Source organism: Exiguobacterium sp. s125 (assembly GCF_018618605.1).
GTDB lineage: Bacteria > Bacillota > Bacilli > Exiguobacteriales > Exiguobacteriaceae > Exiguobacterium_A > Exiguobacterium_A oxidotolerans.
The window spans coordinates 429,867-455,954 of sequence record NZ_JACSMI010000001.1 but is presented as its reverse complement, the minus strand read 5'-3'; the positions used below and the strand labels follow the sequence as shown (position 1 = coordinate 455,954).

At 45.4% G+C, this 26,088-nt stretch carries 23 protein-coding genes; 1 reads left to right on the top strand and 22 read right to left on the bottom strand.

Annotated elements, in window-relative coordinates; translation table 11 throughout:
• Window positions 1–91 precede the first annotated feature (91 nt).
• From thrS to KNQ05_RS02120, 12 genes are all read right to left on the bottom strand, one after another.
• On the bottom strand, window positions 92–2,032 hold the full coding sequence (gene thrS / locus KNQ05_RS02175; protein ID WP_088837593.1) for a threonine--tRNA ligase: 1,941 nt from the start codon (window positions 2,030–2,032) through the stop codon (window positions 92–94).
• A gap of 323 nt (window positions 2,033–2,355) precedes the next feature.
• Window positions 2,356–3,273: a primosomal protein DnaI gene (dnaI, locus tag KNQ05_RS02170; protein ID WP_214766556.1), complete on the bottom strand. Its 918-nt coding sequence runs from the start codon at window positions 3,271–3,273 to the stop codon at window positions 2,356–2,358.
• A gap of 12 nt (window positions 3,274–3,285) precedes the next feature.
• Window positions 3,286–4,641: a replication initiation and membrane attachment family protein gene (locus KNQ05_RS02165; protein WP_088837595.1), complete on the bottom strand. Its 1,356-nt coding sequence runs from the start codon at window positions 4,639–4,641 to the stop codon at window positions 3,286–3,288.
• A 67-nt stretch (window positions 4,642–4,708) separates the two neighbouring features.
• Window positions 4,709–5,191 (bottom strand): transcriptional regulator NrdR, encoded by a 483-nt coding sequence (gene nrdR, locus KNQ05_RS02160; RefSeq protein ID WP_088837596.1) that lies wholly within the window; start codon window positions 5,189–5,191, stop codon window positions 4,709–4,711.
• 13 nt (window positions 5,192–5,204) lie between these two features.
• A complete protein-coding gene (locus KNQ05_RS02155) occupies window positions 5,205–5,573 on the bottom strand; it encodes a hypothetical protein (protein WP_088837597.1) in 369 nt (122 codons plus the stop codon).
• A gap of 104 nt (window positions 5,574–5,677) precedes the next feature.
• A complete protein-coding gene (gene speD / locus KNQ05_RS02150) occupies window positions 5,678–6,064 on the bottom strand; it encodes an adenosylmethionine decarboxylase (protein WP_029331133.1) in 387 nt (128 codons plus the stop codon).
• Window positions 6,065–6,326: 262 nt separating this feature from the next.
• The gene (locus KNQ05_RS02145) at window positions 6,327–7,367 is read right to left on the bottom strand and encodes a glyceraldehyde-3-phosphate dehydrogenase (protein ID WP_214804346.1); all 1,041 of its coding nucleotides are present in this window, start codon (window positions 7,365–7,367) and stop codon (window positions 6,327–6,329) included.
• Between the two features lie 164 nt (window positions 7,368–7,531).
• Window positions 7,532–8,122, bottom strand: a complete 591-nt coding sequence (coaE, locus tag KNQ05_RS02140) for a dephospho-CoA kinase (protein ID WP_214802076.1) — start codon at window positions 8,120–8,122, stop codon at window positions 7,532–7,534.
• Window positions 8,119–8,949, bottom strand: coding sequence for a DNA-formamidopyrimidine glycosylase (gene mutM, locus KNQ05_RS02135; protein WP_214766560.1), 831 nt, complete (start codon window positions 8,947–8,949; stop codon window positions 8,119–8,121). The genes coaE and mutM overlap by 4 nt, the downstream gene beginning before the upstream one ends.
• Before the next feature lie 21 nt (window positions 8,950–8,970).
• The gene (gene polA / locus KNQ05_RS02130) at window positions 8,971–11,565 is read right to left on the bottom strand and encodes a DNA polymerase I (protein WP_214804344.1); all 2,595 of its coding nucleotides are present in this window, start codon (window positions 11,563–11,565) and stop codon (window positions 8,971–8,973) included.
• A 213-nt stretch (window positions 11,566–11,778) separates the two neighbouring features.
• A complete protein-coding gene (gene pnpS / locus KNQ05_RS02125; protein ID WP_088837602.1) occupies window positions 11,779–13,512 on the bottom strand; it encodes a two-component system histidine kinase PnpS in 1,734 nt (577 codons plus the stop codon).
• Window positions 13,509–14,216 carry a response regulator transcription factor gene (locus tag KNQ05_RS02120; protein WP_029331139.1) on the bottom strand — a complete coding sequence of 236 codons (708 nt, stop codon included), beginning with the start codon at window positions 14,214–14,216 and terminating at the stop codon, window positions 13,509–13,511. The genes pnpS and KNQ05_RS02120 overlap by 4 nt, the downstream gene beginning before the upstream one ends.
• A gap of 223 nt (window positions 14,217–14,439) precedes the next feature.
• On the opposite strand from KNQ05_RS02120, the gene KNQ05_RS02115 reads away from it, so the two are divergent.
• Window positions 14,440–14,865, top strand: coding sequence for a divergent PAP2 family protein (locus tag KNQ05_RS02115; protein ID WP_088837603.1), 426 nt, complete (start codon window positions 14,440–14,442; stop codon window positions 14,863–14,865).
• A gap of 243 nt (window positions 14,866–15,108) precedes the next feature.
• Here KNQ05_RS02115 and KNQ05_RS02110 read toward each other — a convergent pair whose 3' ends face one another.
• From KNQ05_RS02110 to KNQ05_RS02065, 10 genes are all read right to left on the bottom strand, one after another.
• Window positions 15,109–16,248, bottom strand: a complete 1,140-nt coding sequence (locus tag KNQ05_RS02110) for a zinc-dependent alcohol dehydrogenase (RefSeq protein WP_214766562.1) — start codon at window positions 16,246–16,248, stop codon at window positions 15,109–15,111.
• Between the two features lie 318 nt (window positions 16,249–16,566).
• Entirely contained in the window at window positions 16,567–17,499 is a 933-nt protein-coding gene (gene mdh / locus KNQ05_RS02105) for a malate dehydrogenase (protein ID WP_214804342.1), read from the bottom strand.
• 26 nt (window positions 17,500–17,525) lie between these two features.
• Window positions 17,526–18,800: an NADP-dependent isocitrate dehydrogenase gene (gene icd / locus KNQ05_RS02100; RefSeq protein WP_029331142.1), complete on the bottom strand. Its 1,275-nt coding sequence runs from the start codon at window positions 18,798–18,800 to the stop codon at window positions 17,526–17,528.
• Between the two features lie 66 nt (window positions 18,801–18,866).
• Complete coding sequence (citZ, locus tag KNQ05_RS02095) at window positions 18,867–19,979, bottom strand: citrate synthase (RefSeq protein ID WP_214766566.1); 1,113 nt, start codon at window positions 19,977–19,979, stop codon at window positions 18,867–18,869.
• A gap of 214 nt (window positions 19,980–20,193) precedes the next feature.
• On the bottom strand, window positions 20,194–20,664 hold the full coding sequence (locus KNQ05_RS02090; RefSeq protein ID WP_029331144.1) for a DUF441 domain-containing protein: 471 nt from the start codon (window positions 20,662–20,664) through the stop codon (window positions 20,194–20,196).
• Window positions 20,665–20,721: 57 nt separating this feature from the next.
• Window positions 20,722–22,470 carry a pyruvate kinase gene (gene pyk / locus KNQ05_RS02085; protein WP_088837607.1) on the bottom strand — a complete coding sequence of 583 codons (1,749 nt, stop codon included), beginning with the start codon at window positions 22,468–22,470 and terminating at the stop codon, window positions 20,722–20,724.
• An 85-nt stretch (window positions 22,471–22,555) separates the two neighbouring features.
• Window positions 22,556–23,524, bottom strand: coding sequence for a 6-phosphofructokinase (pfkA, locus tag KNQ05_RS02080; protein WP_088837608.1), 969 nt, complete (start codon window positions 23,522–23,524; stop codon window positions 22,556–22,558).
• A 147-nt stretch (window positions 23,525–23,671) separates the two neighbouring features.
• Window positions 23,672–24,607 carry an acetyl-CoA carboxylase carboxyl transferase subunit alpha gene (accA, locus tag KNQ05_RS02075; protein ID WP_029331147.1) on the bottom strand — a complete coding sequence of 312 codons (936 nt, stop codon included), beginning with the start codon at window positions 24,605–24,607 and terminating at the stop codon, window positions 23,672–23,674.
• Window positions 24,594–25,454, bottom strand: a complete 861-nt coding sequence (gene accD / locus KNQ05_RS02070) for an acetyl-CoA carboxylase, carboxyltransferase subunit beta (protein ID WP_214804340.1) — start codon at window positions 25,452–25,454, stop codon at window positions 24,594–24,596. The genes accA and accD overlap by 14 nt, the downstream gene beginning before the upstream one ends.
• A gap of 21 nt (window positions 25,455–25,475) precedes the next feature.
• Window positions 25,476–25,994, bottom strand: coding sequence for a FadR/GntR family transcriptional regulator (locus KNQ05_RS02065; protein ID WP_214768727.1), 519 nt, complete (start codon window positions 25,992–25,994; stop codon window positions 25,476–25,478).
• Window positions 25,995–26,088 lie beyond the last annotated feature (94 nt).

Sequence of the window (26,088 nt, the reverse complement as noted above, 5' to 3'; positions counted from 1 at the left end):
TCCCGGATGCAAGAAAAAGCCAGCCTTCCCGTGCCCGTGACGGACAGGAAAGCTGACTTGTGTCGTGCTAACCGATTCAGCTTATTATTGATTACTTCGAACGGTTGGCAATCTCTGCTTCTAAATCAGCAACGAATTGCTCAAGCGAGGCATTGCTTGAATCTTTCGAGCCATAACGACGGATGTTGACTTCCCGTGACTCCACTTCTTTATCCCCGAGTACGAGCATGACCGGGATTTTGTTCATCTGTGCTTCACGGATGCGGTAACCGAGCTTCTCATCGCGGAAGTCCGTTTCAATCCGGATCCCTTTTTTCAAGAGCATCGCTTTAATTTCACGTGCATAGTCTTCCTGTGCCCGTGAGACCGGAATCAATTTGACTTGGACCGGTGCGAGCCATGTCGGGAATGCCCCTTTGTATTCTTCGATCAAGTACGCAACGAAACGTTCCATTGTCGAAACGACACCACGGTGCAAGACGACCGGACGATGATCTTGTCCGTCATTTCCTTTATACGTCAATTCAAAGCGCTCCGGTAACAAGAAGTCGAGCTGAACTGTCGACAGTGTCTCATCCTTACCGAGTGCTGTCCGGACTTGAACATCGAGTTTTGGACCATAAAACGCGGCTTCACCTTCTGCTTCGAAATACTCAAGTTCAAGTTCATCCATCGTTTCTTTCAACTCACGTTGCGCCATTTCCCAAATCGCATCGTTGTCGAAATACTTTTCCTTATCTGCCGGGTCACGGTAAGACAGACGGAATTTATAATCAGTAATCCCGAAGTCCGCGTAGACTTCTTGAATCAAGTGAACGATGGCTTTAAACTCATCTTTCATTTGATCCGGACGGACGAATGTATGCCCGTCGTTTAGGACCATATAACGCACGCGTTGTAGCCCAGTCAGTGCACCTGACATTTCATAACGGTGCATGCCACCAAGTTCTGCGACACGGAGTGGTAAGTCACGGTATGACCGTGGTTCATTTTTATAAATCATCATGTGGTGCGGACAGTTCATCGGCCGAAGAACGAGTTCTTCATTATCCATCTCCATTTTCGGGAACATGTCATCTTGATAGTGATCCCAGTGACCTGACGTCTTATACAACTCAACTGAACCGAGCACAGGTGTGTAGACATGTTCATAACCCAGTTCGAGCTCTTTATCGACGATGTACCGTTCGACAGTACGACGGATGGCCGCCCCTTTTGGTAACCACATTGGTAACCCTTGACCGACGTCTTGCGATGTAAAGAACAAATCAAGTTCTTTTCCGAGTTTCCGGTGATCACGTTCTTTTGCTTCTGCCAAGAAGTGTAAGTGTTGTTTCAGTTGGTCTTTTGTTGCCCAGGCTGTCCCGTAAATCCGTTGCAGCATTTTATTTTTTGAATCACCACGCCAGTAAGCACCTGCGATGCTCATCAATTTGAAGACTTGTAGCTTCGCTGTCGCCGGGACGTGTGGACCACGGCATAAGTCGAAGAACTCGCCTTGGCGATACAGTGTCAAATCTTGATCGGCTGGAATCGACTCAATCAATTCGATTTTAAGCGGGTCATTCAGTTCCTTATAGATGTTTAAAGCTTCGTCACGCGAAACGACTTCCCGTTCAATGGACAAGTTTTCTCCCGCAATTTTATTCATCATCTTTTCGATGACCGGAAGATCTTCTTCTGTCAAACGACGTTCCATATCGATGTCATAATAAAAGCCGTTTTCAATTGTCGGTCCGATTCCAAGGTGAATCGTTTCATCCGGGAAAAGACGTTTGATCGCTTGCGCCATCAAGTGCGCAGACGAGTGACGAATCAAATCGAGTCCTTCTTCTGAGTCTGGCATGACGAGTTCGATGACACCGTCTTTTTCAATCGGACGTCGGTAGTCGATGACTTCACCGTCTAGTTTTGCGGCAAATGCCTTTTTACGGAGTCCTGGACTGATGGAAGCCGCGACTTCTTCAGCAGTTGTACCGGCTGCGAATTCTTTGACCGCGCCGTCTGGAAATGTAAGAGCAATAGTTGACATGACTGTTTCCCCCTTAAATTAAATAAAAAAAAGACCCATCCCTCTAAAAAGGGACGAGTCTTCATCTCGTGGTACCACCCTCGTTCCCGAACATGTTTCCATGTACCGGCTCGAACACGCGATAACGGGCGTGAGACGCAAACGGATTAGCCCCGTCTGTGCTATGAGGGAGTAAAGAAAACGAATAGAGTCCATGAGAAGCTTTCACCATCCTTCTCTCGCTTGTTTGGTCCAGTTCGTCCTTCGTATCCTCAATCTTTGCAATTCACTATACTGATTGTGCACTAAGTATAGCGAAAAATGAAGTTCTTTGACAAGGAAAATTAATAACGCCGGCGATTTTCACCTAAAAATTCAACTGGATTCGTCGTCGTCCGGATGCGTTCCATCAATCGCATCGCTTTCAATTTATCTCCTTGATCATTCGTAATCCCGAAATGAAGCTCGAGTTCATCATAGGATAAATTCGAACTGAACAATGTCGGCAAGCGATGCATCATCCGGTACTGCAAGATGATCCCGAACAGTTCGTCCCGGACCCACGGGCTGATCGACTCCGCCCCGATGTCGTCAATCAATAAAACGGGCACCGTCTGAAAACTCTCGAGGAACGTATCAAAACTATCAGACCGGATTCGGCGTTTCGCTTCCGAGACAAATCCCGGCGCATGGACAAGAATTGTCGCAACACGCTCTTTTTTGAGCGCATTCCCGATTGCTGCGAGCAGGTACGTTTTCCCGACACCGAAACTCCCGTGCAGATACAGTCCTTTGACCTGCTCTTTCGAACGAATCGTATTCAAAAATTGTGATGCTGCCCGCAAGGCAAGTTTTCGATCCGTCGTCGTCAAATCAAAGTCACTGAAGTTCGCGTCCCGTACTTCATCCGGTAAAAACAAACTTTTGAATTTTTTCTCGAGCGCCCGTTCATTTTCACGATCTTTGAGTGCTTGCGTTTTTTCATAAGCGACCATGATTTGACCTTTTTCTAAATGCAGCACGGGCTGATAGCCTTCGATAACGGCTTTTTTTTCAATCACTTGATGACCGTCCATCTGCTCGGCATATTCATTGAGCTTTAACATCCCTCGCTCAATCGTCCGTTGATCAATTTCAGGATGTGTCCTTAAAAAGACGATGACACCTGGATGCGATAGGACTCGCTCATGAATGGCGCGCACGGATGCTGCGACACCTGGACGATTCAAGATTTTTTCAATCGATGATTGGATATGTTCCATCTCACTACTCCTTTACTTCCCCTTTAGTTCACGCAGAATCCGTTCCATCTCTGCATCATCCGGTACTTCGGATTCAAAACTCGCTTTTTTAGTCGCTTCATATTTTTGTTGTTTCTCTTTTTCTTCTTGTAGCCATTTCGGATTCGGTCCAGTCGAACTCGGACGCCCTCTTCTGCCGCCAACCGTTTGGCGTGACCGTTCTTGCTTTTGATCCTGTTTCTTTGCGATTAATTCGTCTTGGTCTTTTGTTTTCGCTAATGCTTCTGCTGCTGTCGCGTAACCTTTCTGTTTCCAATCGTCGACAATCGACAGCAAAAAGTTTTTACTGAAGCGATTGTCCTTTTTCATGACAAGTGCGTAATAATAGGCAGCATTGACGATTCCCGACGACATTTCATAATCGATGATCAATTGCTGAATCAATTCTTCATCCCGTTCAGAAAGTGACTTCACCTTACGTAACTTCGCGACATAGTGCTTCGGATGAGTCCCTTCCATCGTCTCACTTTCACTTAAATCACCGACTTCGACTTCTTCGAGGACAGCGACCTTCGCTTTTTTATCACGACTGAGCTTTTGTTTCGCCGATAACATCATCTGTTTACAGCGCTCTTGCTTCTCACTGTCCGTCATTGGTAGGTACGCTTCATGCCGGAAGCGGGCATTCAACAGTTCCGCCATCAAGGTTTCATTCGACTGTGTGACGTAAGCTAGCTTCAGCAACAATTGGTCAATCGATTTCGTATAAAAGCTTCTCGGGAGAAAACGATCGGTCTGACGCTTCATTTCTTCTAAGTCGAATGAATAATCAAATTCATAGGCGGCACGTTCTTGTTTCGCATACGATTTTGGTTGATGGGCAGAAGCAAGTCCTGCTTTGACATCAAACACTTGATCAAAACGAACCGTCCGGTCAACGACATTTTTCGGTAGCTGCTCCGTCCGAAAACGATTTTGAAGTGCTCGAAAGCGGATTTCTCCGACACGATAAAACAGTAAGCTTGATAAGACACCATCATTCAAGAACGTATTCGGTGCTAACGGGACGCGAATTTGATAAACATAACGATAGGCAGCTTGTTTCGCCTCAAATGTTCGAATCAATCCAATTCCTTCGAGCTTAAAAAGCTCCTCTTTAAATTCATCAACAGAAAATCCTAACAATGTTCCTAGTTCTGCATGTGAGATATATTGTGATTTCGTTTTACCAGGAATCATCTCACTCCAAAACGTTTGGTACAGACCAAGAGCTTTTACACCGATGATCGGCTGATATAAATAATAGAGGGATTGATAAGCTTCACGATCGACGACACCATTACTCATGATTAAACATAAGTCCGTTCCCGATACATCACGTTCCAACATCTGTTTCGTCCCTTCTTTCGTGAGAAAAAGAGAGGTGCGTTCTGACCTACAGACGACCTCTCCTCGATTACGTTAAATTTTCACGTTCATTTTCTTGATGGCGTTCCATTAGTTCAGATAACTCTTGGAAAAAGACATTGATGTCTTTGAATTGTTTATAGACACTCGCAAAACGGACGTAAGCCACTTCATCAACAGAAGCGAGTTCATTCAAGACGAGCCGGCCGACCTGTTCACTCGGAATTTCATGTTGTGCCGTTGCCCGTAAGGCTTTTTCGACACGACTGACGACCGTTTCGAGTTGCTCAATTGAAATCGGACGTTTTTCACATGCACGGACGAGTCCACGTAAAATTTTATCACGATTGAATTCGTCACGGGTCCCATCCTTTTTCACGATGATGAGTGGTGTTTGTTCAATCATCTCGAATGTTGTAAAACGATAACCACATGATTCACATTCACGACGGCGCCGAATCGAGCCAAAATCTTGCACAGGTCTCGAATCGAGAACCTTCGTCCCGTTATAATTACAGGCTGGACAACGCATGCCGCACCTCCGTTCACGTAAATTCTTTTGTTCCAATCATTTTCAATCGGTATGTCGCATCTAATTCTTGATAGATTGTTTCAATCCATTGCTCGAGGTCCGGACCAAGTAATCCTTCGCGATGCAAAAATAGATCAACAGCTGTTCTACCAGAACCGACCATGATGACTGTCGCTAGTCCATCTAACCCAGTTCCTTGAAAAGATAATTCTCCTCGTTCAACATCAATTCGTTTAACGGTTCCGTGTTGCTTCGCCACGACAGTCTCAAGACCTGTAAACAACATCTCGGGAGTCGCAGCATAATAGTGCGTTCGTAATTTTTCGTTTTTATGCGTATCAGACGTTTCAAGTTGTTTTTGCAAACGTTCTTTAAATCCCATCCGCCATCACCTTTTCTGTTTTCTTCTACTATTAAGAATAACAGACGTCAGACATATTAAAAAGCCCTCGCCATAAAGACGAGGGCTGGTAGTTCGTGTTTTTGTCAGTTAACGTGCTGAATCGTAGCTGCCGGAACTTTAACTGGTCCCATGCCACGCGGAATTTCGACATTTTCACGGATTTTTGCATCTAATGCGTCAGCGATATAATTCGCTGCGATTGCTGGATCGATGCGATCCCCACACGTAAAGACATCAACTGATGCATATCCGTGTTCTGGGAAGCTATGAATCGTCAAATGCGATTCAGAAATGATGACGACGCCGCTTACTCCGTGTGGAGCAAACTTATGGAATGCGACTTCGCGTACCTCTGCACCTGCTTGAAGTGCTGCGTCAACGAAGAGTCGTTCGACAAACTCCATGTCGTTTAATTTTTCAGGATTACAATCCCAAAGTTCTGCAATAATGTGTCTTCCCATAGTATCCATTAGTGGATCCCCCCTACATTCAATGGTCTTCAAAGTATAGTCATGATCACTTACTTTGCGCCTGAGTCTTTCGCACCCACGGGGGAAAGTTAGTCCAGAGAGGTCCTAACCCTTTAAGCTGCGATTGCCAGACCGATTGAAGTTCACGATTTGAATTATAGCGAGTATCAAAAAGATACACAAGGATAAATTTTAAATTTCAGCGCCTATTTATTAAAAAACCGCTCTATCTGTTGGTATAGAGCGGTTTAAAAAATATAAATTATTTTAATTCTAATTCCTTTTCAACCGTTGTTGCCTCAATATGTGCTCCAATCATCTGAACGAGATCGACGACACGACATGAATATCCCCATTCATTGTCGTACCAAGCAAGCACCTTCACTTGGCGTCCACCCATGACCATCGTCGATAGGCCATCGACGACCGTCGAACGGACTTCCCCGTTAAAATCAATCGAAACGAGCGGTTCCATCGTCAACCCTAGAATCCCGTCTAACGCACCATCAGCTGCTTTCACGAACGCTTCATTTACTTCTGCGACCGTCGTATCACGACTCACTTCGACGACGAGGTCAACGAGCGACACGTTCGGTGTCGGAACACGGAGCGCAAGCCCGTTCAACTTCCCTTCGAGATGCGGTAAAACGAGCGAAATGGCACGTGCCGCACCAGTGGATGTCGGAATAATTGATGATCCACAAGCCCGTGCCCGACGTAAATCCTTATGTGGATTATCAATATTATTTTGATCATTCGTAAAAGCATGAATCGTCGTGACGAGTCCCGTCTCGATTCCGAATGCTCGATCGATGACTTGAACAACAGGGGCAAGACAATTCGTCGTACAGGATGCATTCGAGACGACATGATCGTTCTCATGATCGTACATCGCATCGTTGACCCCCATTACGATTGTCCGAATGTCCCCTTTCGCCGGTGCCGTGATGACGACTTTTTTTGCTCCCGCCAACACATGTTTACTTGCGCCGTCTTTCGAATTGAACTTTCCTGTTGCTTCGACGACGACATCAATCTCAAGTTCCCCCCACGGTAATAACTCAGGATTACGTTCGCTGACGATTTTCACGAGTTGTTCATTAATCATCAAACCACCCTCGACAATCTCGACCGGGTATTCAAACTTTCCATGGACCGTATCGTACTTAATTAAGTGCGCGAGTGTTTCCGGTGGATAACTTGCATTAATTGCGACGACCTGACTTTTCCCCTCAGCGATTAATCGACGGAACACCATTCGACCAATACGCCCAAACCCGTTAACTGCCACCTTGACTCCCATGTGCGGATCCCCCTTCAATGTGACGGATAATGCTCCGTTTACAGATAGAACTATATCATGAAATGTAAGCGATTTCATTATGTAACCAAAAAAAAGTTGAGAGAAGTCATCAACTTCTCCCAAAACGATACTTCTGCTTCTTTAATTTTGTTTCGCTCCAAACCTCAACGCGTGACAGGTAACGTTTTTAACCACTGATCGATTTGTCGGTATAACGCTTCGACCGTTCCTTCGTTGACCAACACATAGTCGGCGAGGAGACGTTTCTGTTCAATATCGAGTTGAGATTGCACACGTGATTGCGCTTCCTCCCGTGACATTTGATTGCGTTTCATCAAGCGATCCAATTGTAGAGAAGCGTTACAATAGACGACCACGACTTGATCGACAAGCTGTTTCCAATCTCCTTCTAATAAAAGCGGGATATCAAAAACCACTAAAGATTCTTCTTGCTGTTCCAATTCGTCTGCCCGGGCGAGCATCTGTTGTCGAATCTTCGGATGCATCAACTCATTCAGTAAATTCCGTTTTTCACTATCGTGAAAAATAATTTCACCAAGCTTGGCTCGGATTAATATCCCCTCTTCAAATGCTTCCGGAAAGGCAGCTTTCACATCTTGATAAGCCGTTCCATCCGGTTCCATGACTTCCCGCGCGATCAAATCAGCATCGATGACCGGAATCCCATTCGTTTGTAGATACGTCGCGACGGTACTCTTTCCCGTCGCGATTCCTCCCGTCAAACCGATTCTCATAACGCGACCTGCTGACAGTTCGGGCAGAAGTGTGTCCCACGTCCACCAACCTTGATTTTTTCAATCGCTGTCCCGCAACGCGGACACGGGACACCTGTTTGACCATACACAGCAAGTTGCAGTTGAAACTCCCCTTTTCCGGATGGCGAGACATAACTTCGAATCGTACTGCCGCCACTTTCGACGGCTTTTTGTAAGACATCGACACCTGCGACGTGAATCCGCGAAATATCGTCAAGCGTCAAGGCCCCTGCTTTCGTTAACGGATGAACCCGTGCCGCGAACAACGTCTCATCGACATAGATGTTCCCAAGTCCTAAAAAGATCGATTGATCGAGCAATGCTGTCTTGATTGGGCTGCGTTTTTTGCGAATTAGATTTTCGGCTAAGACTTCCGCCGTGAACGTCGGATCAAACGGTTCCCGCTCGAGTTGGGCAAGTGGTGGGACCTGCATCACGGTCGCTTTTTCCCGCAACTCCATCGTCCCGAACTTTCGGACGTCGTTATAATGCAACTCTGAGCCGTCTGTGAATCGAAAGATGACATGAGTATGCTTATCTTTTTCAATCGCTTGGGGATACGGAAAATACTTCCCTTCCATTCGTAAATGACTGACGAGATAAAATTGTTCAAATGCAAATAAAAGAAATTTCCCGCGCCGTTCGACCCGTTCAATCCGCTCTTGCTTCAAAGCGTCGACAAACGGTGCGACTTCCATTCCCCGAATCATCTTCGGATGGAAGACCTTCACAGAAGAAATCGTTTTTCCAGAGACCGTCCGCTCCAGATTGCGTCTGACGGTCTCGACTTCAGGTAATTCAGGCAAACTAGCTCCTCCTCTAACAGATTATTTCGTTTCGTACCATGAATGCCCCGCATCCCCGTCAACGCGTAACGGCACTGACAATTCGACCGTCTGCTCCATCGCTTGTTTGACGAGTGCTTTTAAAGCGTCCAGTTCTTCGTCTGGTGCTTCAAATATCAATTCATCATGTACTTGAAGCAATAAACGCGCCTTGAGTGGTGACGCTTCAAGCGCAGCATGGACATCGAGCATCGCTTTTTTGATGATATCTGCCGCCGATCCTTGAATCGGTGTATTGATTGCCGTCCGTTCTGCAAAACCACGTAAGTTAAAGTTCTTCGAATTGATGTCCGGGATGTTACGACGCCGGTTCATCAATGTCTCGACGAATCCATTCGCGCGTGCTTTCTCGATTGCAGCATCCATGAATAACTTGATTTGCGGGAACAACTCAAAATAACGATCGATGAAGTCTTGTGCTTCTTTTCGACTGATGTTCAAATTTTGTGAGAGTCCGTAATCACTGATACCGTAAATGATTCCGAAGTTGACAGCTTTCGCTTGGCGACGCATGTTTCCTGTCACATCACCCGGATCGACCGAAAAAACACTACTCGCTGTTTGCGTATGAATGTCAGCGTCGTGCAGGAATGCATCGACCAGCGTTTTATCTTCCGACATATGCGCCATGACACGCAACTCAATTTGTGAATAGTCGGCAGCGTACAGTGACCATCCGGCTTGACTCGGAACAAACGCTTTACGAATCTTACGTCCCTCTTCAATCCGGACAGGAATATTTTGCAGGTTCGGGTTAACGGAACTGAGTCGTCCTGTTTGGGCGATCGTCTGAGCGAACCGCGTATGGATTTTCCCATCTTCTTTGATGACTTTTTGTAACCCTTCGACATACGTCGATTGGAGTTTTTGCAGTTCACGATATAGCATGATGTGATCGATGACCGGATGGAGTGGTCTTAACTTCTCTAAGACATCTGCTGCCGTCGAATAACCCGTCTTCGTTTTCTTAAAGGCGGGAAGTTCGAGTTTTTCGAACAGGATGACGCCGAGTTGTTTCGGTGAGTTGATATTGAACGCTTCACCCGCTTGACCATAAATCAATTCCTCAAGATCCGTTAAGCGTCCTGCAAGATCATGTTGCATCTCTTGCAACGTCGCGACATCAACACGGATGCCGGTCCACTCCATTTCAGCAAGCACACCTGACAAAGGACGTTCGAGCGTCTCATACAATTCGAATTGTTGGTTCGCTTTGAGCTCTTCTTGTACTTTCGGGAACAACCGCTCAATCATCCGTGCTTTTTCTGCCAAATAAGGATGCAACAGTTTGTCTGTCGGCACGCTACGCTTTGCACCTTTTCCAAGGACGGCTTCTTCACTCGGCGCCATCATCGCATAATGACCGGCAATCGACGCTAGTGTCGTCCCACCGCTTAAGTTCAATAAATATCCAGCGAGTAACAAGTCATCGAAGGCTTGCAGTTTTAAACCATGTTTCCGTAACGCAAAAGCAGCTTGTTTCGCATCGAGACAGATTTTTTGATTGTCCGACTCGATCCATTCGCGAAAAGCAGGATCCTCGACCAATTCACGAGAAGCGACATAAATTTGATTCGGTGTCGCGATACTAAAACCGATGATGTCTTCTTCCATATAGTCTTCGCGCAACTGCTCGACGACGAGGACAGCATCCTGCACGTCTGAAGGAAGTGTCGTAATCGTCTCGACGTTCAATTGTTCCTTGTCCTCTTCCTTGATGACAGGAGCAAAACGATTCGTTAACGATTTAAACCCGAGCGATTGGAACAACGAATACGGTACTTGTGTGTCGACATCACTGATTTGTAAATCAGGCAACGTGACGTCGAGCGGGACATCGAGTTTGATTGTCGCAAGTTCTTTCGACAACCGGGCAAGGTCTTCGTTCGCGATGACCTTCTCTTTTTGTTTTCCTTTTAAGTCTTCGACATGCTCATACAGTCCTTCGACTGAACCATACGCAGAAATTAATTTAATCGCTGTTTTTTCGCCGATACCAGGAATCCCGGGAATGTTATCCGATTTATCACCCATCAGCCCTTTTAAATCAATCATTTGAATCGGCTTCAGTCCACCGTATGTCTCGGCAAACAAGTCTTCCGTCATACACTGAACGTCCGTGATACCGCGCTTCGTGATCAATACCTCGACTTGATTGGTGACGAGTTGAAGTAAATCTTTATCACCCGTGACGATCCGTGTCCGGTCTGCCGGCATCGTCCGCGCTAGGGTTCCAATCAAATCATCTGCTTCATAACGATGAAGCTCCATCATTTGAATACCGAGCGCTTCACAGATATCACGTACAATCGGGAACTGCTCCCGTAGTTCAGACGGCGTCTTTTCCCGACTTCCCTTGTATTCTTGGTACACATCGTGGCGGAACGTTTCGCTCGAAGCATCAAACGCGACTAACATATGCGTCGGTTGCTCCTCTTCAAGTAATTTAAGTAACATCATCGTAAAGCCGTAAGCGGCGTTCGTGTTACGTCCTTGTGCGTCCGTCATCGGCGGCAAGGCAAAAAAGGCACGATACGTTAGTGAGTTTCCGTCAATCAATAAAAGTTTGTTTTCCATCGTCTCCGCTCCTTTGGAAGAATTTCTGTTCTTATTGTATCACTCTACACACATTTGTTCGCTAAAAACGCCATAAAAAAAGACGATTGGCTGTGAAGCCAATCGCCTTGTGGTGTACGACATGGGAGCTGAACCAGTCGTTCCACAGATGATGAAGAAGGTATCTTTAGCATACAATCGCTCTGTAAAGAGAATATGAACTCACGGTGAAGTTCAGCCTTTTTTCGGTAAACGTATCGTAAAGGTCGTTCCTTGTTGCTCCTCCGACTCGACATCAATCGTTCCATGATGCAAATCGATGATGTGTTTGACGATGGCAAGACCTAACCCTGTCCCACCTGAATTACGACTTCTCGCTTTGTCAATCCGATAGAAACGTTCGAAAATCCGTTGCGTTTCTTTCGGATGTATTCCGATCCCGTCATCCTTGATTTGGAGCGTGACCATCTCTTCCCCGTCTTCTAAGCTGACCCAGACATTCCCACCATTCGGCGTATAATTCAAAGCATTGGCAACTAGGTTGACGACGACTTGTTTCAACCGATTCAAGTCTGCCCGGATGAAGACTTCCTCTTCCGTCTCGATATGGATCGTCATCTCTTTTTCTTGCGCCTTATGATGCAGCAACGCCTCTGTCTCGTTAATCAGACTCGTCACATCGACAATCGTCGTCTCAAGTTGATAGTTATCTTGTTCAAGACGCGATAACTCCAACAAGTCCTCTACTAATGTCTGCATCCGCTCAGACTCATCGTGAATGATATTCAAAAATTGTTCGCGGATTTCCGGTACGTCTTGCGCACCATCAAGCAAGGTTTCCGCAAATCCTTTAATCGATGTTAATGGTGTCTTTAACTCGTGGCTAACATTTGCGACGAAGTCTTTCCGCATCTGCTCCAGCTTCTTGATTTCCGTGATGTCATTGAAAACGACGGTCGTACCTTGGACACGGCCATTCTTACCGAAGATTGGTGCCGCACTGACCATGAACGTCCGACTATTGATTCCAAAGCGGACACTCGATTGTTTCCGGTTCGGTTTTTCCGTCAAGTAAACATCTTCAATGACTTGACTCATTTTCTCATTTGGCAACACACGATAATACAGTTGACCATTTGATTTACCATGAATGTTGAACATTTCCCGATACGTCCGATTGACGAGGAGAACGTAGCCTTTTTCATCAATCAACATCAGACCGGCACCCATGTATTCAATCAACGACTCAAGTCGCGCGCGTTGCATCGCTTCACCGGACGAAGCATTTTCTAAGTTGCGTGCGAGTAAATTGATCGACTTCCCTAAGTCCCTTGATTCATCTGGTGAATTTAACTCATAGACACGGGATTTATAGTTTCCGTGCGATAGTTCACGCAAAACTTCCGTCGCTTCCGCTACAGGACGTAAGAACCGTTTCGTCGAGCTGTAGACGGTAAAGAAAATCATAAACAAGGAGACGATGAGCGAAAGAACGATCACCGTCCAAATGCGTGAGTAGATGACATCTAAGTCTTTCGTATAACGAATCAAGCTGAGGTACACTTCATTTCCACTAGCTGTCTGGACAGGTTTCGTAAACTGGAGACTCGTATCATCGGTCTTCGATTCGAACGTACCATCCACCGGAATCGCTGAGAAATTGATTGCCCGCACATTTAATTTCGTAACATCAACGGGTGTCCCAGCAATGATTTCTCCCCGTGAGTTAAATAAAATCATATCGAAATGCGATTCTGCGTACAATTGGTCGACATACGCAGCCATCTCTTCTAACGATCGACCTTGTAAAATCGTTTCAACGAGTGATGTTTCATCCATCAACTTTTCTTTTTCGTTATTCACATAAAACTCTTTAAACGATTGTCCTAACAAAAAACCAAGCGCAATCAGCACAAGACTGATGAAGGACAACATTTTTAGTATGAATCGTTTTCGGTATTTGCTCATTCCACTTTCGGCTCCTCCATCTTATATCCGAGCCCACGGATTGTTTTAATATAGATCGGTTTTTTCGTATTTGGTTCAATCTTTTCACGTACGTGACTGATATGCACATCGACAATTCGCGTATCTCCGACAAAATCATAGTTCCAAATCGCAGATAGGAGTTGATCACGTGTCAAAACCCGACCTTTATTTTTAGCGAGGTAAACGAGCAACTCGAACTCTTTTGGTGTGAGCTCTAGGCGTTCCTCTGCTTTGAACGCTTCATAGTTATCCGGAACGATTTTGACGTCCCCGATTAAGATCGTTCCATCCGTCGTTTCTTCCGTCGCGACTTGCTGATTCATTCGGCGAAGAATCGCCTTGACACGGGCTACGACTTCGCGCGGACTAAACGGTTTCGTCAAATAATCGTCTGCTCCGAGCTCAAGTCCCAGCACTTTATCAAATTCGTCATCTTTTGCCGTCAACATCAAGATTGGCGTGTTGATTTTTTGTTGGCGAAGTCGTTTACAGACTTCAAGTCCATCCAGTTCCGGTAGCATTAAATCGAGTACAATCAATGCGGCATCTTGCTTTTCCGCTAATTTTAAACCGGACATGCCATCGTGGGCAGTCTCTACAATAAAGCCAGCTTGTTCTAGATTGAATTTCAAAAGTGTAGCGATCGAGAGTTCGTCATCAACAACAATTATTTTATCTTTCAAAACAGTCGGCCTCCTCGGCAAATCTCATCTTCGAATGCGGAATTCATTGGAATCCACTTCTTCTGTCTTCATCTTAACGACTTTTCCTACTGAATCACAAATCTTTCTTACCTTTCTTTACACAATCTTTAAGGTCAAGCTACGTCGAAAGTCAGATTTCCGTGTAAAAGCCCATCAATTCGGGAAACAATACTGTATCGTCAATGAATCTGGAGGAATAGACATGGAATGGAACAGCCCTTTACTCGCTGCATTTACCGCATGGTTTATCGCACAAGCCGCAAAACTCGTTACAGGTGTCATCAAGAATAAAACCTTTGATCTTGAAATCATGTTCGCGTCAGGCGGCATGCCAAGTTCACATAGTTCGACCGTCGTCGCTCTCGCCGTCGTCATCGGCTTCCAAGAAGGCTTCGGTTCGTCACTGTTCGCTCTCGCGACCATCTTTGCAGTCATCATCATGTATGACGCGACAGGCGTCAGGCAGGCTGTCGGGTTACAGGCAAAATTACTAAATGACTACTTCAAGGGAATCCGCCATGACACGCCACTATTAAACGAATTAGTCGGACACACGGAATTCCAAGTATTCGTCGGCATGTTGCTTGGTTTAGCAGTCGGTTTCCTATGGCCCGTCCTTTTCTTTTAATTCAAAGTACAGGAATGTTGGAGAATTCTTCAAAAATTGAATACCAAACTCAACATTAAAATAAAAACTGAGCACTCCTTCTTTCTGAAGGAGTGCTCAGTTTTTAGATAAAGCGGCAAGACAATCTTCCATAGAAAATTCTCCATCTTCGTAACAAATTTTCTATAACCTAAATAGCTGACTAAAAGCGAGGATATCTCTCACAAAAAAATGATTGTTGGAAATGCCCATCAAAATGGGTACTTATGGTTTTAGTATCACCTTAATGCAACCGTCTTCGTGATTATTAAAGGTTTTATAAGCTTGTGCGGCGTCTTCTATACCAACCTTGTGTGTAATAATATCAGTCGGGTCGAACTCCCGATTAATAATTTTTTGAAATAACCCCGGCATCAAATGGACAACCGGTGCCTGTCCCATCTTCAACGTAATATTTCGCGTGAAAAAATCGCCAAGCGGGAACTGATTGTATTTTTCTGCATACACACCTGTTAATTGAACGGTTCCGAACTTACGAACTGCATCTTTTGCAATATTGATGGCACTCAACGTTCCGCCCTGCAATCCAATTTTTTGTTCAACCTTTTCAAGCGAAGACATTTTTCCATCCAGTCCAACACAATCAATGACAACATCTGCTCCACCTTGCGTCAACTCTTTTATATACTGTCCAGTTTCTTGATGATCTTGTAGATTTACAGTCTCGACATGGTTTGTCATCTTCGCATGATTTAAGCGATACACTTGTTGATCAACAGCGATCACTCGCTTCGCACCCTGCAACCACGCAAATTTTTGAGTCATTAATCCGACCGGACCGGATCCGAGAATTACGACGGTATCACCTTTTTTCACTCCACTATTCACAACACTCCAATATGCAGTTGGAATAACATCGGATAAAAAGAGTAGAGCCTCATCTTCTAACTCACATGATTCAGGAATAACGAGTGGCATGAAGTTTCCGTAAGGCACTTTTAAATATTCCGCCTGACCACCGGGATGGTCACCAAACGTTTCCGTAAATCCAAAGTATCCACCTGTATCAACGTGAGGATTCCCATTCGAATTATCACATTGACTTTCCATATCATGCTCGCAAAAGAAACAATGACCACAAGCAACGTTAAATGGTAAAACGACTCTGTCTCCTCGTTTTACCTTTGTTACTTCAGGACCTACTTCTTCAACAATTCCCATTGGCTCATGACCGATGACATAGTCTTTTTTTGCCGGCATCGTTCCTTGGTAAATGTGTAAATCCGAACCGCATATTGCTGTCGATGTAATTTTAACAATAATGTCATCATTCTTTTCAATCGATGGATCTGCTACATTTTTTACTTCAATATTCTTTGCCCCTTGATAGGTTACAGCCCGCATGTTGTTTCCTCCCTTTACTGAGAAATAATATGCAATGAACGTACCTTCCATTTATACCCTACTAAAAAAATATTAATACACATTCCTTGTATTCGTTTGATATGTTCCTTAAAATTTCTAATGCCTGATTGTACATATACTCAATATATGCGAACGATTTATAAAGTCTGAAATTATTCTGATTGAGGAACGATATGACATCCTCCGTTCAAAATTTTACGTTCCTACTAAGGCAGCTACATTCCTTTTAACGCAAACACCACGCCTTCCCGAAACAGTCAAGACTGTCTAGAAAGGCGTGGTGTTGTAATTTCACATTCATAAAATCGTCAGGACAGATCGAACGGTCTCCGCCGAACGGTCAAGCGATTTTTGTTCGTCTTCTGTCAATTCAAGCTCGATAATCTGTTCAAGACCATTCCCACCGATGATCGTCGGAACCCCAAAGTATAGATCGTGATAGCCATACTCTCCTTCAAGATACGCGATGGCTGGTAAAATCCGTCGCTGATCTTTTAGGATTGCCTCTACCATCTCAACGATGGCTGCTGCTGGCGCATAGTAGGCAGAACCGTTACCAAGTAACTGGACGATTTCTCCGCCCCCTTTACGTGTCCGTTCAACGATTGCCGCGAGGCGGTCGGCAGAAATGAGTTTCTCGACCGGAATACCACCGGCTTGTGAATAGCGAAGTAACGGTACCATGTCGTCTCCGTGTCCGCCGAGGACAAATCCTGAGACGTCCTTGACGGAAACATTCAACTCCATGGCGATGAACGTCCGGAACCGTGCCGTATCGAGCACACCCGATTGACCGATGACCCGCTCTTTCGGAAATCCTGACTCCTGAAAGACTGTATACGTCATCGCATCAACCGGATTCGTCAACACGATAATGATCGATTCCGGTGCATGGCGAACGATTTCTTTTGTCACCGATTTCATGACAGTTGCATTCGTGCTGACTAAGTCTTCCCGACTCATTCCCGGTTTCCGCGCGATACCTGCCGTAATGACGACGATATCTGAGTCACTGATGTCCTTGTAGTCAGACGTTCCTTGAATCCATGAATCAAATCCTTGAATCGGAGCCGTTTCCTGTAAATCAAGTGCTTTGCCTTTTGTCGGATCTTCCAGTTGCGGCATATCGACGAGTACGATATCTCCAAGCTCTTTTTGAGCAAGATAAAGTGCCGTCGTCGCTCCCGTAAATCCACTACCGATGATTGAAATTTTCTTCCGCTTGTTCATCTTCCCATACCCCCTCTAATCCGAGATTACATGTTTTTGATGAGTTCATCCGCGAATTCAGAACATTTCACTTCTGTCGCGCCATCCATGAGACGTGCGAAGTCATATGTGACCACTTTTTCTTCGATTGATGTTTCCATCGACTTGATGATTAAATCAGCCGCTTCGTTCCAGCCAAGGTGACGGAACATCATTTCTCCTGAAAGAATGACTGACGATGGGTTTACTTTGTCAAGACCAGCATACTTCGGTGCAGTACCGTGCGTTGCTTCGAAGATTGCATGTCCTGTGATGTAGTTGATGTTTGCTCCAGGAGCAATTCCGATTCCACCGACTTGTGCTGCAAGTGCATCTGAAATGTAGTCTCCGTTTAAGTTCATTGTCGCAACGACATCAAACTCTTTTGGACGCGTGAGAATTTGTTGTAAGAAGATATCTGCAATTGAATCTTTGACGATTAATTTGCCAGCAGCTTCAGCTTCAGATTGTGCTTTGTTTGCTGCGTCAGCACCTTCTTCTTCTTTGATGCGGTCATACTGGTTCCATGTGAAGACATGCTCTGCGTATTCACGCTCAGCAAGCTCGTATCCCCAGTTTTTGAAAGCACCTTCTGTGAACTTCATGATGTTTCCTTTATGAACGAGCGTCAATGAAGCACGTTTGTTTTCGAGTGCATATTCGATTGCAGCACGGACGAGGCGTTCTGTACCTTCTTTTGAAATCGGTTTAATTCCGAGACCCGATGTTTCTGGGAAGCGAATTTTGTTGACACCCATTTCTGTTTGGAGGAAGTTAAGTAATTTTTGTGCACCTTCGCTACCTTCTGCATATTCGATTCCTGCGTAGATGTCTTCTGTGTTTTCACGGAAGATGACCATATCAGTATCTTCAGGACGTTTAACAGGTGACGGAACACCAGTGAAATAACGTACCGGACGGAGACATGTGTACAAGTCGAGTTCTTGACGAAGGGCAACGTTCAGTGAACGAATTCCACCACCGACTGGTGTCGTGAGTGGTCCTTTGATTGCGATGATGTGCTCACGGATTAGGTCAAGCGTTTCTTCCGGAAGCCAGCTACCTGTTTTATTGAATGCTTTTTCGCCTGCATAGACTTCTTTCCATTCAATTTTCTTTTCGCCGTTGTATGCTTTTTCGACTGCAGCGTCAAATACGCGAACTGCGGCATTCCAGATATCAGGTCCAGTGCCATCACCGATGATGAAAGGAATGATTGGAGCGTTAGGTACGTGCAATGTTCCGTTTGTTACCGTGATGTTTTCGCCTTGAATTGTAGCCATGTGTAAAATCCCCCTTGAATAATAGTTAACGTCAAAAAGCAGGAGAGGATTGCTCCTCTCCGTCGCTTAACGTTCGTTCATAGACACGTATGTCCGGTGCGTTTCACCAATATAATCTGCGCGTGGGCGAATGAGGCGATTGTCACTATATTGCTCTAAAATGTGCGCTAACCAACCTGACATCCGACTAACAGCAAAGATTGGTGTAAACAATTCTGTCTCAAGACCAAGTGCATGGTACGTAGAAGCAGAATAGAAATCAACATTTGGTTTCAATCCTTTTTCCGACTGGACGATTTCGTCAACCTTAACTGACATCTCATACCATTTCGGCTCCCCGATTTGAGCAGTCAATTGACGGCTCATCTCTTGAAGGTGCTTCGCGCGTGGATCACCATCTTTATAAACACGGTGACCGAAGCCCATGATTTTTTCCTTGTTCTTAAGTTTATTATGAACATACTCGTCAACCTTTTCAACCGAATCAATTTCAGTCAACATTTTCATGACCGCTTCGTTCGCTCCACCATGAAGTGGACCTTTAAGTGCACCCATTGCTGCCGTCACACCTGAATAGACATCAGAAAGTGTCGCGACACAAACACGTGCTGTGAACGTCGAGGCGTTCAACTCATGGTCGGCGTGAAGCACAAGCGCTTGGTTGAATGCTTTTTCAGCAACTTCTGTCGGCTCTTCACCTGTCAACATATACAGGAAGTTCGCAGCGTACGAAAGACCGGATTTTGGTGCAATCGGATCGTGCCCCTTCTTGATACGCGCGTACGCCGTTACGAGCGTCGCGATTTGTGCTTGGAGTTTGATGGCTTTAGCGTAGTTCGCCTCTGTCGACATATCTTCAGCAGACTCATCATACAATGCAAGCTGTGATAAAGCAGTTCGGATGGCTGCCATCGCATTCGCTGTTTTCGGAGCTACTTTTAACGTCTCAAGTACAGCCGGTGCAACTTCTGCTTCAGTAATTAAAGCTTCTGAAAGTTGCTTTAACTCATCTTCTTTTGGCAAACGATCGTTCCAAAGTAAGAAGACGACTTCTTCAAATGAGGCGTGCTCCGCCAAATCATCAATTGTATAACCACCATACGTCAACTGACCATCGATAATCGAACTAATCTTCGATGCTGTCGCGACGATTCCTTCTAACCCTTTTGTTTGAGTCATGTAAAAATCCCCCTTTTTTTCCCCCAGAAATTTAAAACGCTTTCATTTCCGTATTGAAAAAAAGACGTCTACTCAAGAAATCCCCTTGCTGAATCGCTTGTTCTTGAATAGACCATCTTGTTTCTGTCCTTAGTATAAACAAAATTAACCAAAAAGTGAACGAACTTGCATACTATTATCAAAAAATTAATTCGTTTGCGTTCATTTAAGTCACTTAGCCACTAAATGCTTTTGATATAACATCCCACATTCCAATGACGAGTGCAGCGATTCCCGCTCCTATCAATGGACCTACGGGAACACCTCTGAATAAACCGACCGCAAGAATTGTTCCGGCAAGCAGTGCCGTTGTGACGAGTGGATCTTCCTTCATCAAACCGACCCCGTGGGCAGCAACGATTGCGACGAATATTCCCGCTAAAAATGAAATGATTCCGATATGACCCCGGATGCTGTTTAACAATTCCTTAAACCCGATGTCCCCTGCCGCAATCGGCACGAGAATAGCAGCCGTGATCAATGTCACGCCCCAGGTGATTCCCTTCGCCTGCAACGATGGGAAGAGGCGACTATCTAATCCAATCGCTTTGACGATTAACAAGAAGGCAGCTGCGATGATGAGTGACTTATTTTGCGCAATGACTCCGATTAAAACGAGACCAATTAAAAAGAGATAGGCTTCCATGACGACCCCCATGTTTCGAAAAAACGGACATGGCTTTCGCCATATCCGTTTCATTGATTATGCGTTGTACAATTTCCCTGTCAATGGATCGATTGAAATCATTTGACCATCTGTAAAGATTGTCAAAGCATTTTCAACACCGACGATGACTGGTTTGCCGAGTGAAGGACCTACGATCCCAGCATGGCTTGTCAATCCGCCATCTACTGTGATCATTGCAGCTGCTAACTCGATTGCAGGCATCATGTCACGATCGGTTGAGTTCGTAACAAGAATCATACCTTTTTTTGCTTTCGCGTTTGCTTCTTCAGCTGTGTGCGCGATGACGACTTCGCCAACGACACCACGTTCGCCGATTCCGCGACCGTTCGCGATTTCTTTACCAACGATATGAATTTTCAACATGTTCGTTGTACCGGCAGTCAGAGCAGGGATCCCAGCAGAGATGACGACGAGGTCACCGTCTGTGACGAATCCAGCATCTTTTGCTGTATCGGCAGCAAGTGTCAACATATCATCCGTGTTGTCCGAGAGATGATCAACGACGATTGGGTACACACCCCAGACGATATTCAACTGACGCGCAACACGCGCGCTTGGTGTGACCGCAACGATGTTCGCCTCCGGACGGTATTTTGAAATCCGTGATGCCGTGTAGCCTGATTGTGTCGGCGTCAAGATTGCTTTTGCGTCCAAGTTGATTGATGTATGCGTAACCGCTTGAGCGATTGCATCCGTCACCGTGTGCTCACTACGCGTTTGACGATCTTTCAATAATTTTTTGTAGTCAAGCATTTTTTCTGTCCGCTTCGCAATCGTATGCATCATTTGAACAGACTCGATCGGGTAATCCCCTGCTGCTGTTTCGCCTGAAAGCATGATTGCATCCGTTCCATCAAGAATCGCATTCGCGACGTCTGATGCTTCGGCACGTGTCGGACGTGGGAAACGTTGCATCGAATCAAGCATCTGTGTTGCTGTGATGACTGGTTTACCATAGTGATTACAAATTTTGATGAGGTCTTTTTGAGCTGGTGTTACTTCTTCAGTCGGAATCTCGATTCCAAGATCACCACGTGCAACCATCAAACCGTCTGAAATCGCGATGATTTCTTCGATGTTGTCGAAACCTTCTTGGTTTTCGATTTTCGGGAAGATTTTGATGTGGCTCGCGTTGTGTTTTTCAAGTAATTGACGAATCGCCACAACGTCAGACGCACGACGGACGAATGAAGCAGCGATTAAATCGATGTCACTCTTGATTCCGAACTCGATGTCTGCGATATCTTTATCTGTCAAAGCAGGTAGGTTAACTTTTACGTTCGGTAAGTTAACACCTTTTTTCGTTTTGATGATACCTTCGTTTTCGATGTCACAAAGAAGTTCACGGTTCGCAAGTTTCTCCGCAACACGAAGTCCGATTAATCCATCGTCTAACATGATCATCGAACCGACTTCGACATCATCATACAAACCGTCATATGTCACAGAGAATTTATCTGCTGTACCGACGATTTCATTTGCATCACCGCTGACGACGATGACTTGTTTGCCACGGACGAGAAGCGCTTTTCCTTCTTCAAACGTATGCGTCCGGATTTCAGGACCTTTTGTATCTAAAAGGATTGTTACTAATTTGTTTGCTTCTTCAGCTGCGCGACGGATATCCGTGATTCGTGCGCCGTGTTCTTCATAGTCACCGTGTGAGAAGTTCAAACGAGCGACGTTCATTCCTGCTTCAATCATTTCTGGAAGACGTTTTTCTGACGCCGGTCCAATCGTACATACAATTTTAGTTCTGCGCATATTCCATAAACCTCCTACAATGTTTGGCCGTTTGTCAACAGTGCCAATAAACCTAACCAAAATGACCTCGAGTATTAAAGATATATTAGATTGAAAGTTGTTTCGACAATTCTAAGATATCAAGATCGAGTACATGTTTGTTTTCATCTAATGCTTCGTCAATATCAAGATCCATCATTTTACCACCCCGAACGCCAACAACACGTCCCTGTTTACCTTCAAGTAAAATGTCGATTGCGTAAGCGCCCATCCGGCTCGCAAGTACGCGGTCAGCAGCTGTTGGCGCTCCTCCACGTTGAACATGACCTAACACGGTAACGCGTGTATCAAGCCCCGTTTCTTTCGCGATTTGATCCCCAACATCTTGCGCCCGACCTGCACCTTCAGCGACGATGACGATCGAGTGTTTTTTACCACGATTGACACCACTTTGAATACGATCGAGGACTTCTTTTAAATCTTCTGGACGCTCTGGAACAAGAATCGACTCCGCCCCACCTGCTAATCCAGCATAGAGTGCGATATCTCCAGCATCACGACCCATGACTTCGATGACATATGTCCGTTCATGCGAAGATGCCGTATCCCGGATTTTATCGATTGCTTCGAGCGCTGTATTGAGCGCTGTATCAAATCCAATCGTATAATCCGTTCCTGGAATATCATTATCAATCGTTCCCGGAAGACCGATTGTCGGGAAACCAAGTCCCGTCAGTTTTTGAGCACCACGGTACGACCCGTCGCCACCTACGACGACAAGTGCGTCAATTTCGAACTTCTTCAAGTTGACGACTGCTTTCGCACGTCCTTCTTCTGTGCGGAACTCAGGACAGCGAGCTGAACGAAGGAATGTTCCTCCACGCTGAATAATGTCCCCAACTGACCCAAGGTTCAATTGGACGAGATCTCCATTGATTAAACCTTGATATCCATTGTAGACACCAAATACTTCTAGGCCATGAAAAATTGCTTTACGTGTAACAGCACGCACCGCAGCATTCATCCCGGGTGCATCTCCACCACTTGTTAAGACAGCAATCCGTTTTAAACTCACGTTAATCACCTCTCTATTAATCTGAATCTAAAATAGCACGTTGTTTTCTTGTTTTACAACAGGGCAGATTGCATAAACTTGAACAGACAGTTTGTTCAGCCTATCACGAAATAAGGAATCCCAACCATGATAGCGATTACATGCCCCTTATGTGCCAATCCGGTGATATTTTTCTGTGCGCTTCTCAATCAGCTGTTCTGATGTTAACTGTGTAAGATACGCAAGCTTCTGTTCTAGTACAACTTTTAATTTGTCCGCCTGTAATGAAACATCTAAGTGTGCTCCACCAATGACTTCAGGAATGATTGCATCCGCAATCCCTAGACGCAATAAATCGGGTGCAGTAATTCGCATTGATTCCGCCGCTTGTTCTGCAAGACTTGCATCTTTCCAAAGCAAAGCAGCTGCACCTTCAGGTGATATGACAGAGTACGTTGAGTTTTCGAGCATCAACAGTTCATCACATACACCGATACCAAGCGCTCCACCAGAACCGCCTTCGCCAATGACGATCGAGATGATCGGCACTTCCATGCCAGCCATTTCAAAGAGATTTTTCGCGATCGCCTCGCTTTGGCCGCGCTCTTCCGCTGCACGACCCGGGTAAGCCCCTTTCGTATCGATGAACGTAATGATTGGACGGTTGAACTTCACGGCTTGTTGCATGAGTCGTAGTGCTTTTCGATATCCTTCCGGATGAGGCATTCCAAAGTTTCGGCGGATGTTTTCCTTCGTATCCTTACCACGCTGATGGCCGATGATTGTTACAGGTCGACCGTTCAGCATCGCGATTCCACCAACGATTGCAGCATCATCATATCCATGCCGGTCGCCATGAAGTTCGATGAAGTCGTCACAAATCCGCTCGACATAATCAAGCGTCGTCGGTCGTTCAGGATGACGTGCCAACTGCACACGGTTCCACGCTTTCATATTCCCATAAATATCGAGTTCTAATCGACGTAATCGTTCTTCGAGCAAATTCAGCTCTTCTTTAAAATCGAGACCTTGCGTTTCCGCCATGTCGTGAAGTTCTAATATTTTCTCGCGTAACGCGATGACTGGTTGATCAAATGGTTGCATGATTTGTTCCCTCCGCGTGCATCATCAGAATTCGTTTATAGTAGGTCTTCAAATCGTGTCGTGATACGACATCATCGAGTTGACCCGCTTGTAGTAGAAATTCCGACGTCTGAAAATCTTCCGGCAATTTTTCTCGAATCGTTTGTTCGATGATCCGTCGTCCTGCAAATCCAATCAACGCACCCGGCTCTGCAATGTTGTAGTCTCCAAGCATCGCAAAACTAGCTGAGACACCACCTGTCGTCGGATGAGTCATGCATGAGATGTAGAGGAGTCCGGCACCCGAATGTTGCTTCAGGAATAAACTCGACTTCGCCATCTGCATTAAACTGACCATGCCTTCTTGCATCCGTGCCCCACCTGAAGCAGAGAAAATCGTTACAGGCAATCGGTGTTTCGTTGCATACCGGACTGCTTCTGCAATCGCTGCTCCAACTGCCGCCCCCATCGAACCCATCCGAAAGCGTGCATCCATCACACACGCAACGAGTGGATAACCATCCACCGTCCCGACACCACAGACGATGGCTTCTTCAAGACCTGTCCGCACTTGATCCCCCTTCAATTTTTCTGGATAATCTTGAAATTGAAGCGGGTCTGCTTTTACGTTCGGAAGATCAAAATATGTGATGCTACCGTCATCAAATAGTTGCGAAAACCGTTCCTGCGCCGTCAAAGGATGGTGATATCCACATGTACAGACACGCAAGTTGGCTTCAAGTTGTTTCGTATATTGGATTAATTTACATTTTGGACATTTCGTCATCAGTCCGACTGGGACGTCGACCCGTTGCTCTTTCGTCGTCAACGTCACGAACTTTTTAGGTTTTCGAAAAAATGCTTGCACGTTAGTTCCCCCTTGTAGTTCCTAAGAGCGTTTCAGGAGTGCTTCCCGTTCCGCTCGCGTATAGAGTTCCCCTTGACCAAAACTTTGATAAAATGCATTCACTTGTCTCCAAATCCGCTCGAACAAATCATTTTTCACCGTATTGATCAACGTTTCTCGAAACGCAGTATCTGAATCGAGATGTTCTTCCAGAAACGTATGATCGTCCAACTGGGCAATAGCAGATTGTTCAAGTAAGCGAAGTGTTCCTGCTAAATCTTCAAATTTCGAGTCGCCGGTCACTAAAAATTGGGCAATGATTTGAATATAGGTATGGTCGTCACGATTTAAAAGAAAGCTTCCTCCACCATGTCTCGTCTCGATGATTCCGAGATAAGCAAGCGTTCGCAATGCTTCCCTGACGGACGGTCGGCTGATTGCTAGTCGATCAGCCAACTCACGTTCAGATGGGATCCGATCTCCCGGAACTAATCCATCCTGCTCAATCATCAATTTAATTGCCGCGATGTTCATTTCAAAAGCGTTTCGCTTTTTCTCCATTTTTACGGCACCACCTTTCTGACGTACCCGTCATTACATAAAATTAGGTGGCATTGGTCAGACCAATTACCCCTTATTATAACAAATCTTATTA

What these genes read in the sequence shown, in the direction of transcription:
- pnpS (WP_088837602.1), bottom strand. Translation starts at nt 13,512, where the DNA reads ATGAGCAAATACCGAAAACGATTCATACTAAAAATGTTGTCCTTCATC.
- KNQ05_RS02165 (WP_088837595.1), bottom strand. Translation starts at nt 4,641, where the DNA reads ATGTTGGAACGTGATGTATCGGGAACGGACTTATGTTTAATCATGAGT.
- KNQ05_RS02065 (WP_214768727.1), bottom strand. Translation starts at nt 25,994, where the DNA reads ATGGAGAAAAAGCGAAACGCTTTTGAAATGAACATCGCGGCAATTAAA.
- accA (WP_029331147.1), bottom strand. Translation starts at nt 24,607, where the DNA reads ATGCAACCATTTGATCAACCAGTCATCGCGTTACGCGAGAAAATATTA.
- mdh (WP_214804342.1), bottom strand. Translation starts at nt 17,499, where the DNA reads ATGAACAAGCGGAAGAAAATTTCAATCATCGGTAGTGGATTTACGGGA.
- pyk (WP_088837607.1), bottom strand. Translation starts at nt 22,470, where the DNA reads ATGCGCAGAACTAAAATTGTATGTACGATTGGACCGGCGTCAGAAAAA.
- citZ (WP_214766566.1), bottom strand. Translation starts at nt 19,979, where the DNA reads ATGACTCAAACAAAAGGGTTAGAAGGAATCGTCGCGACAGCATCGAAG.
- speD (WP_029331133.1), bottom strand. Translation starts at nt 6,064, where the DNA reads ATGGATACTATGGGAAGACACATTATTGCAGAACTTTGGGATTGTAAT.
- thrS (WP_088837593.1), bottom strand. Translation starts at nt 2,032, where the DNA reads ATGTCAACTATTGCTCTTACATTTCCAGACGGCGCGGTCAAAGAATTC.
- coaE (WP_214802076.1), bottom strand. Translation starts at nt 8,122, where the DNA reads ATGAGAATCGGTTTGACGGGAGGAATCGCGACGGGAAAGAGTACCGTC.
- icd (WP_029331142.1), bottom strand. Translation starts at nt 18,800, where the DNA reads ATGGCTACAATTCAAGGCGAAAACATCACGGTAACAAACGGAACATTG.
- KNQ05_RS02155 (WP_088837597.1), bottom strand. Translation starts at nt 5,573, where the DNA reads ATGGGATTTAAAGAACGTTTGCAAAAACAACTTGAAACGTCTGATACG.
- KNQ05_RS02110 (WP_214766562.1), bottom strand. Translation starts at nt 16,248, where the DNA reads ATGCGGGCTGTAACCTATCAAGGGGCAAAGAATATTGAAGTAAAAAAT.
- polA (WP_214804344.1), bottom strand. Translation starts at nt 11,565, where the DNA reads ATGGAAAACAAACTTTTATTGATTGACGGAAACTCACTAACGTATCGT.
- nrdR (WP_088837596.1), bottom strand. Translation starts at nt 5,191, where the DNA reads ATGCGTTGTCCAGCCTGTAATTATAACGGGACGAAGGTTCTCGATTCG.
- KNQ05_RS02145 (WP_214804346.1), bottom strand. Translation starts at nt 7,367, where the DNA reads ATGGGAGTCAAGGTGGCAGTTAACGGGTTTGGGCGTATTGGTCGAATG.
- dnaI (WP_214766556.1), bottom strand. Translation starts at nt 3,273, where the DNA reads ATGGAACATATCCAATCATCGATTGAAAAAATCTTGAATCGTCCAGGT.
- KNQ05_RS02090 (WP_029331144.1), bottom strand. Translation starts at nt 20,664, where the DNA reads ATGGAAGCCTATCTCTTTTTAATTGGTCTCGTTTTAATCGGAGTCATT.
- KNQ05_RS02115 (WP_088837603.1), top strand. Translation starts at nt 14,440, where the DNA reads ATGGAATGGAACAGCCCTTTACTCGCTGCATTTACCGCATGGTTTATC.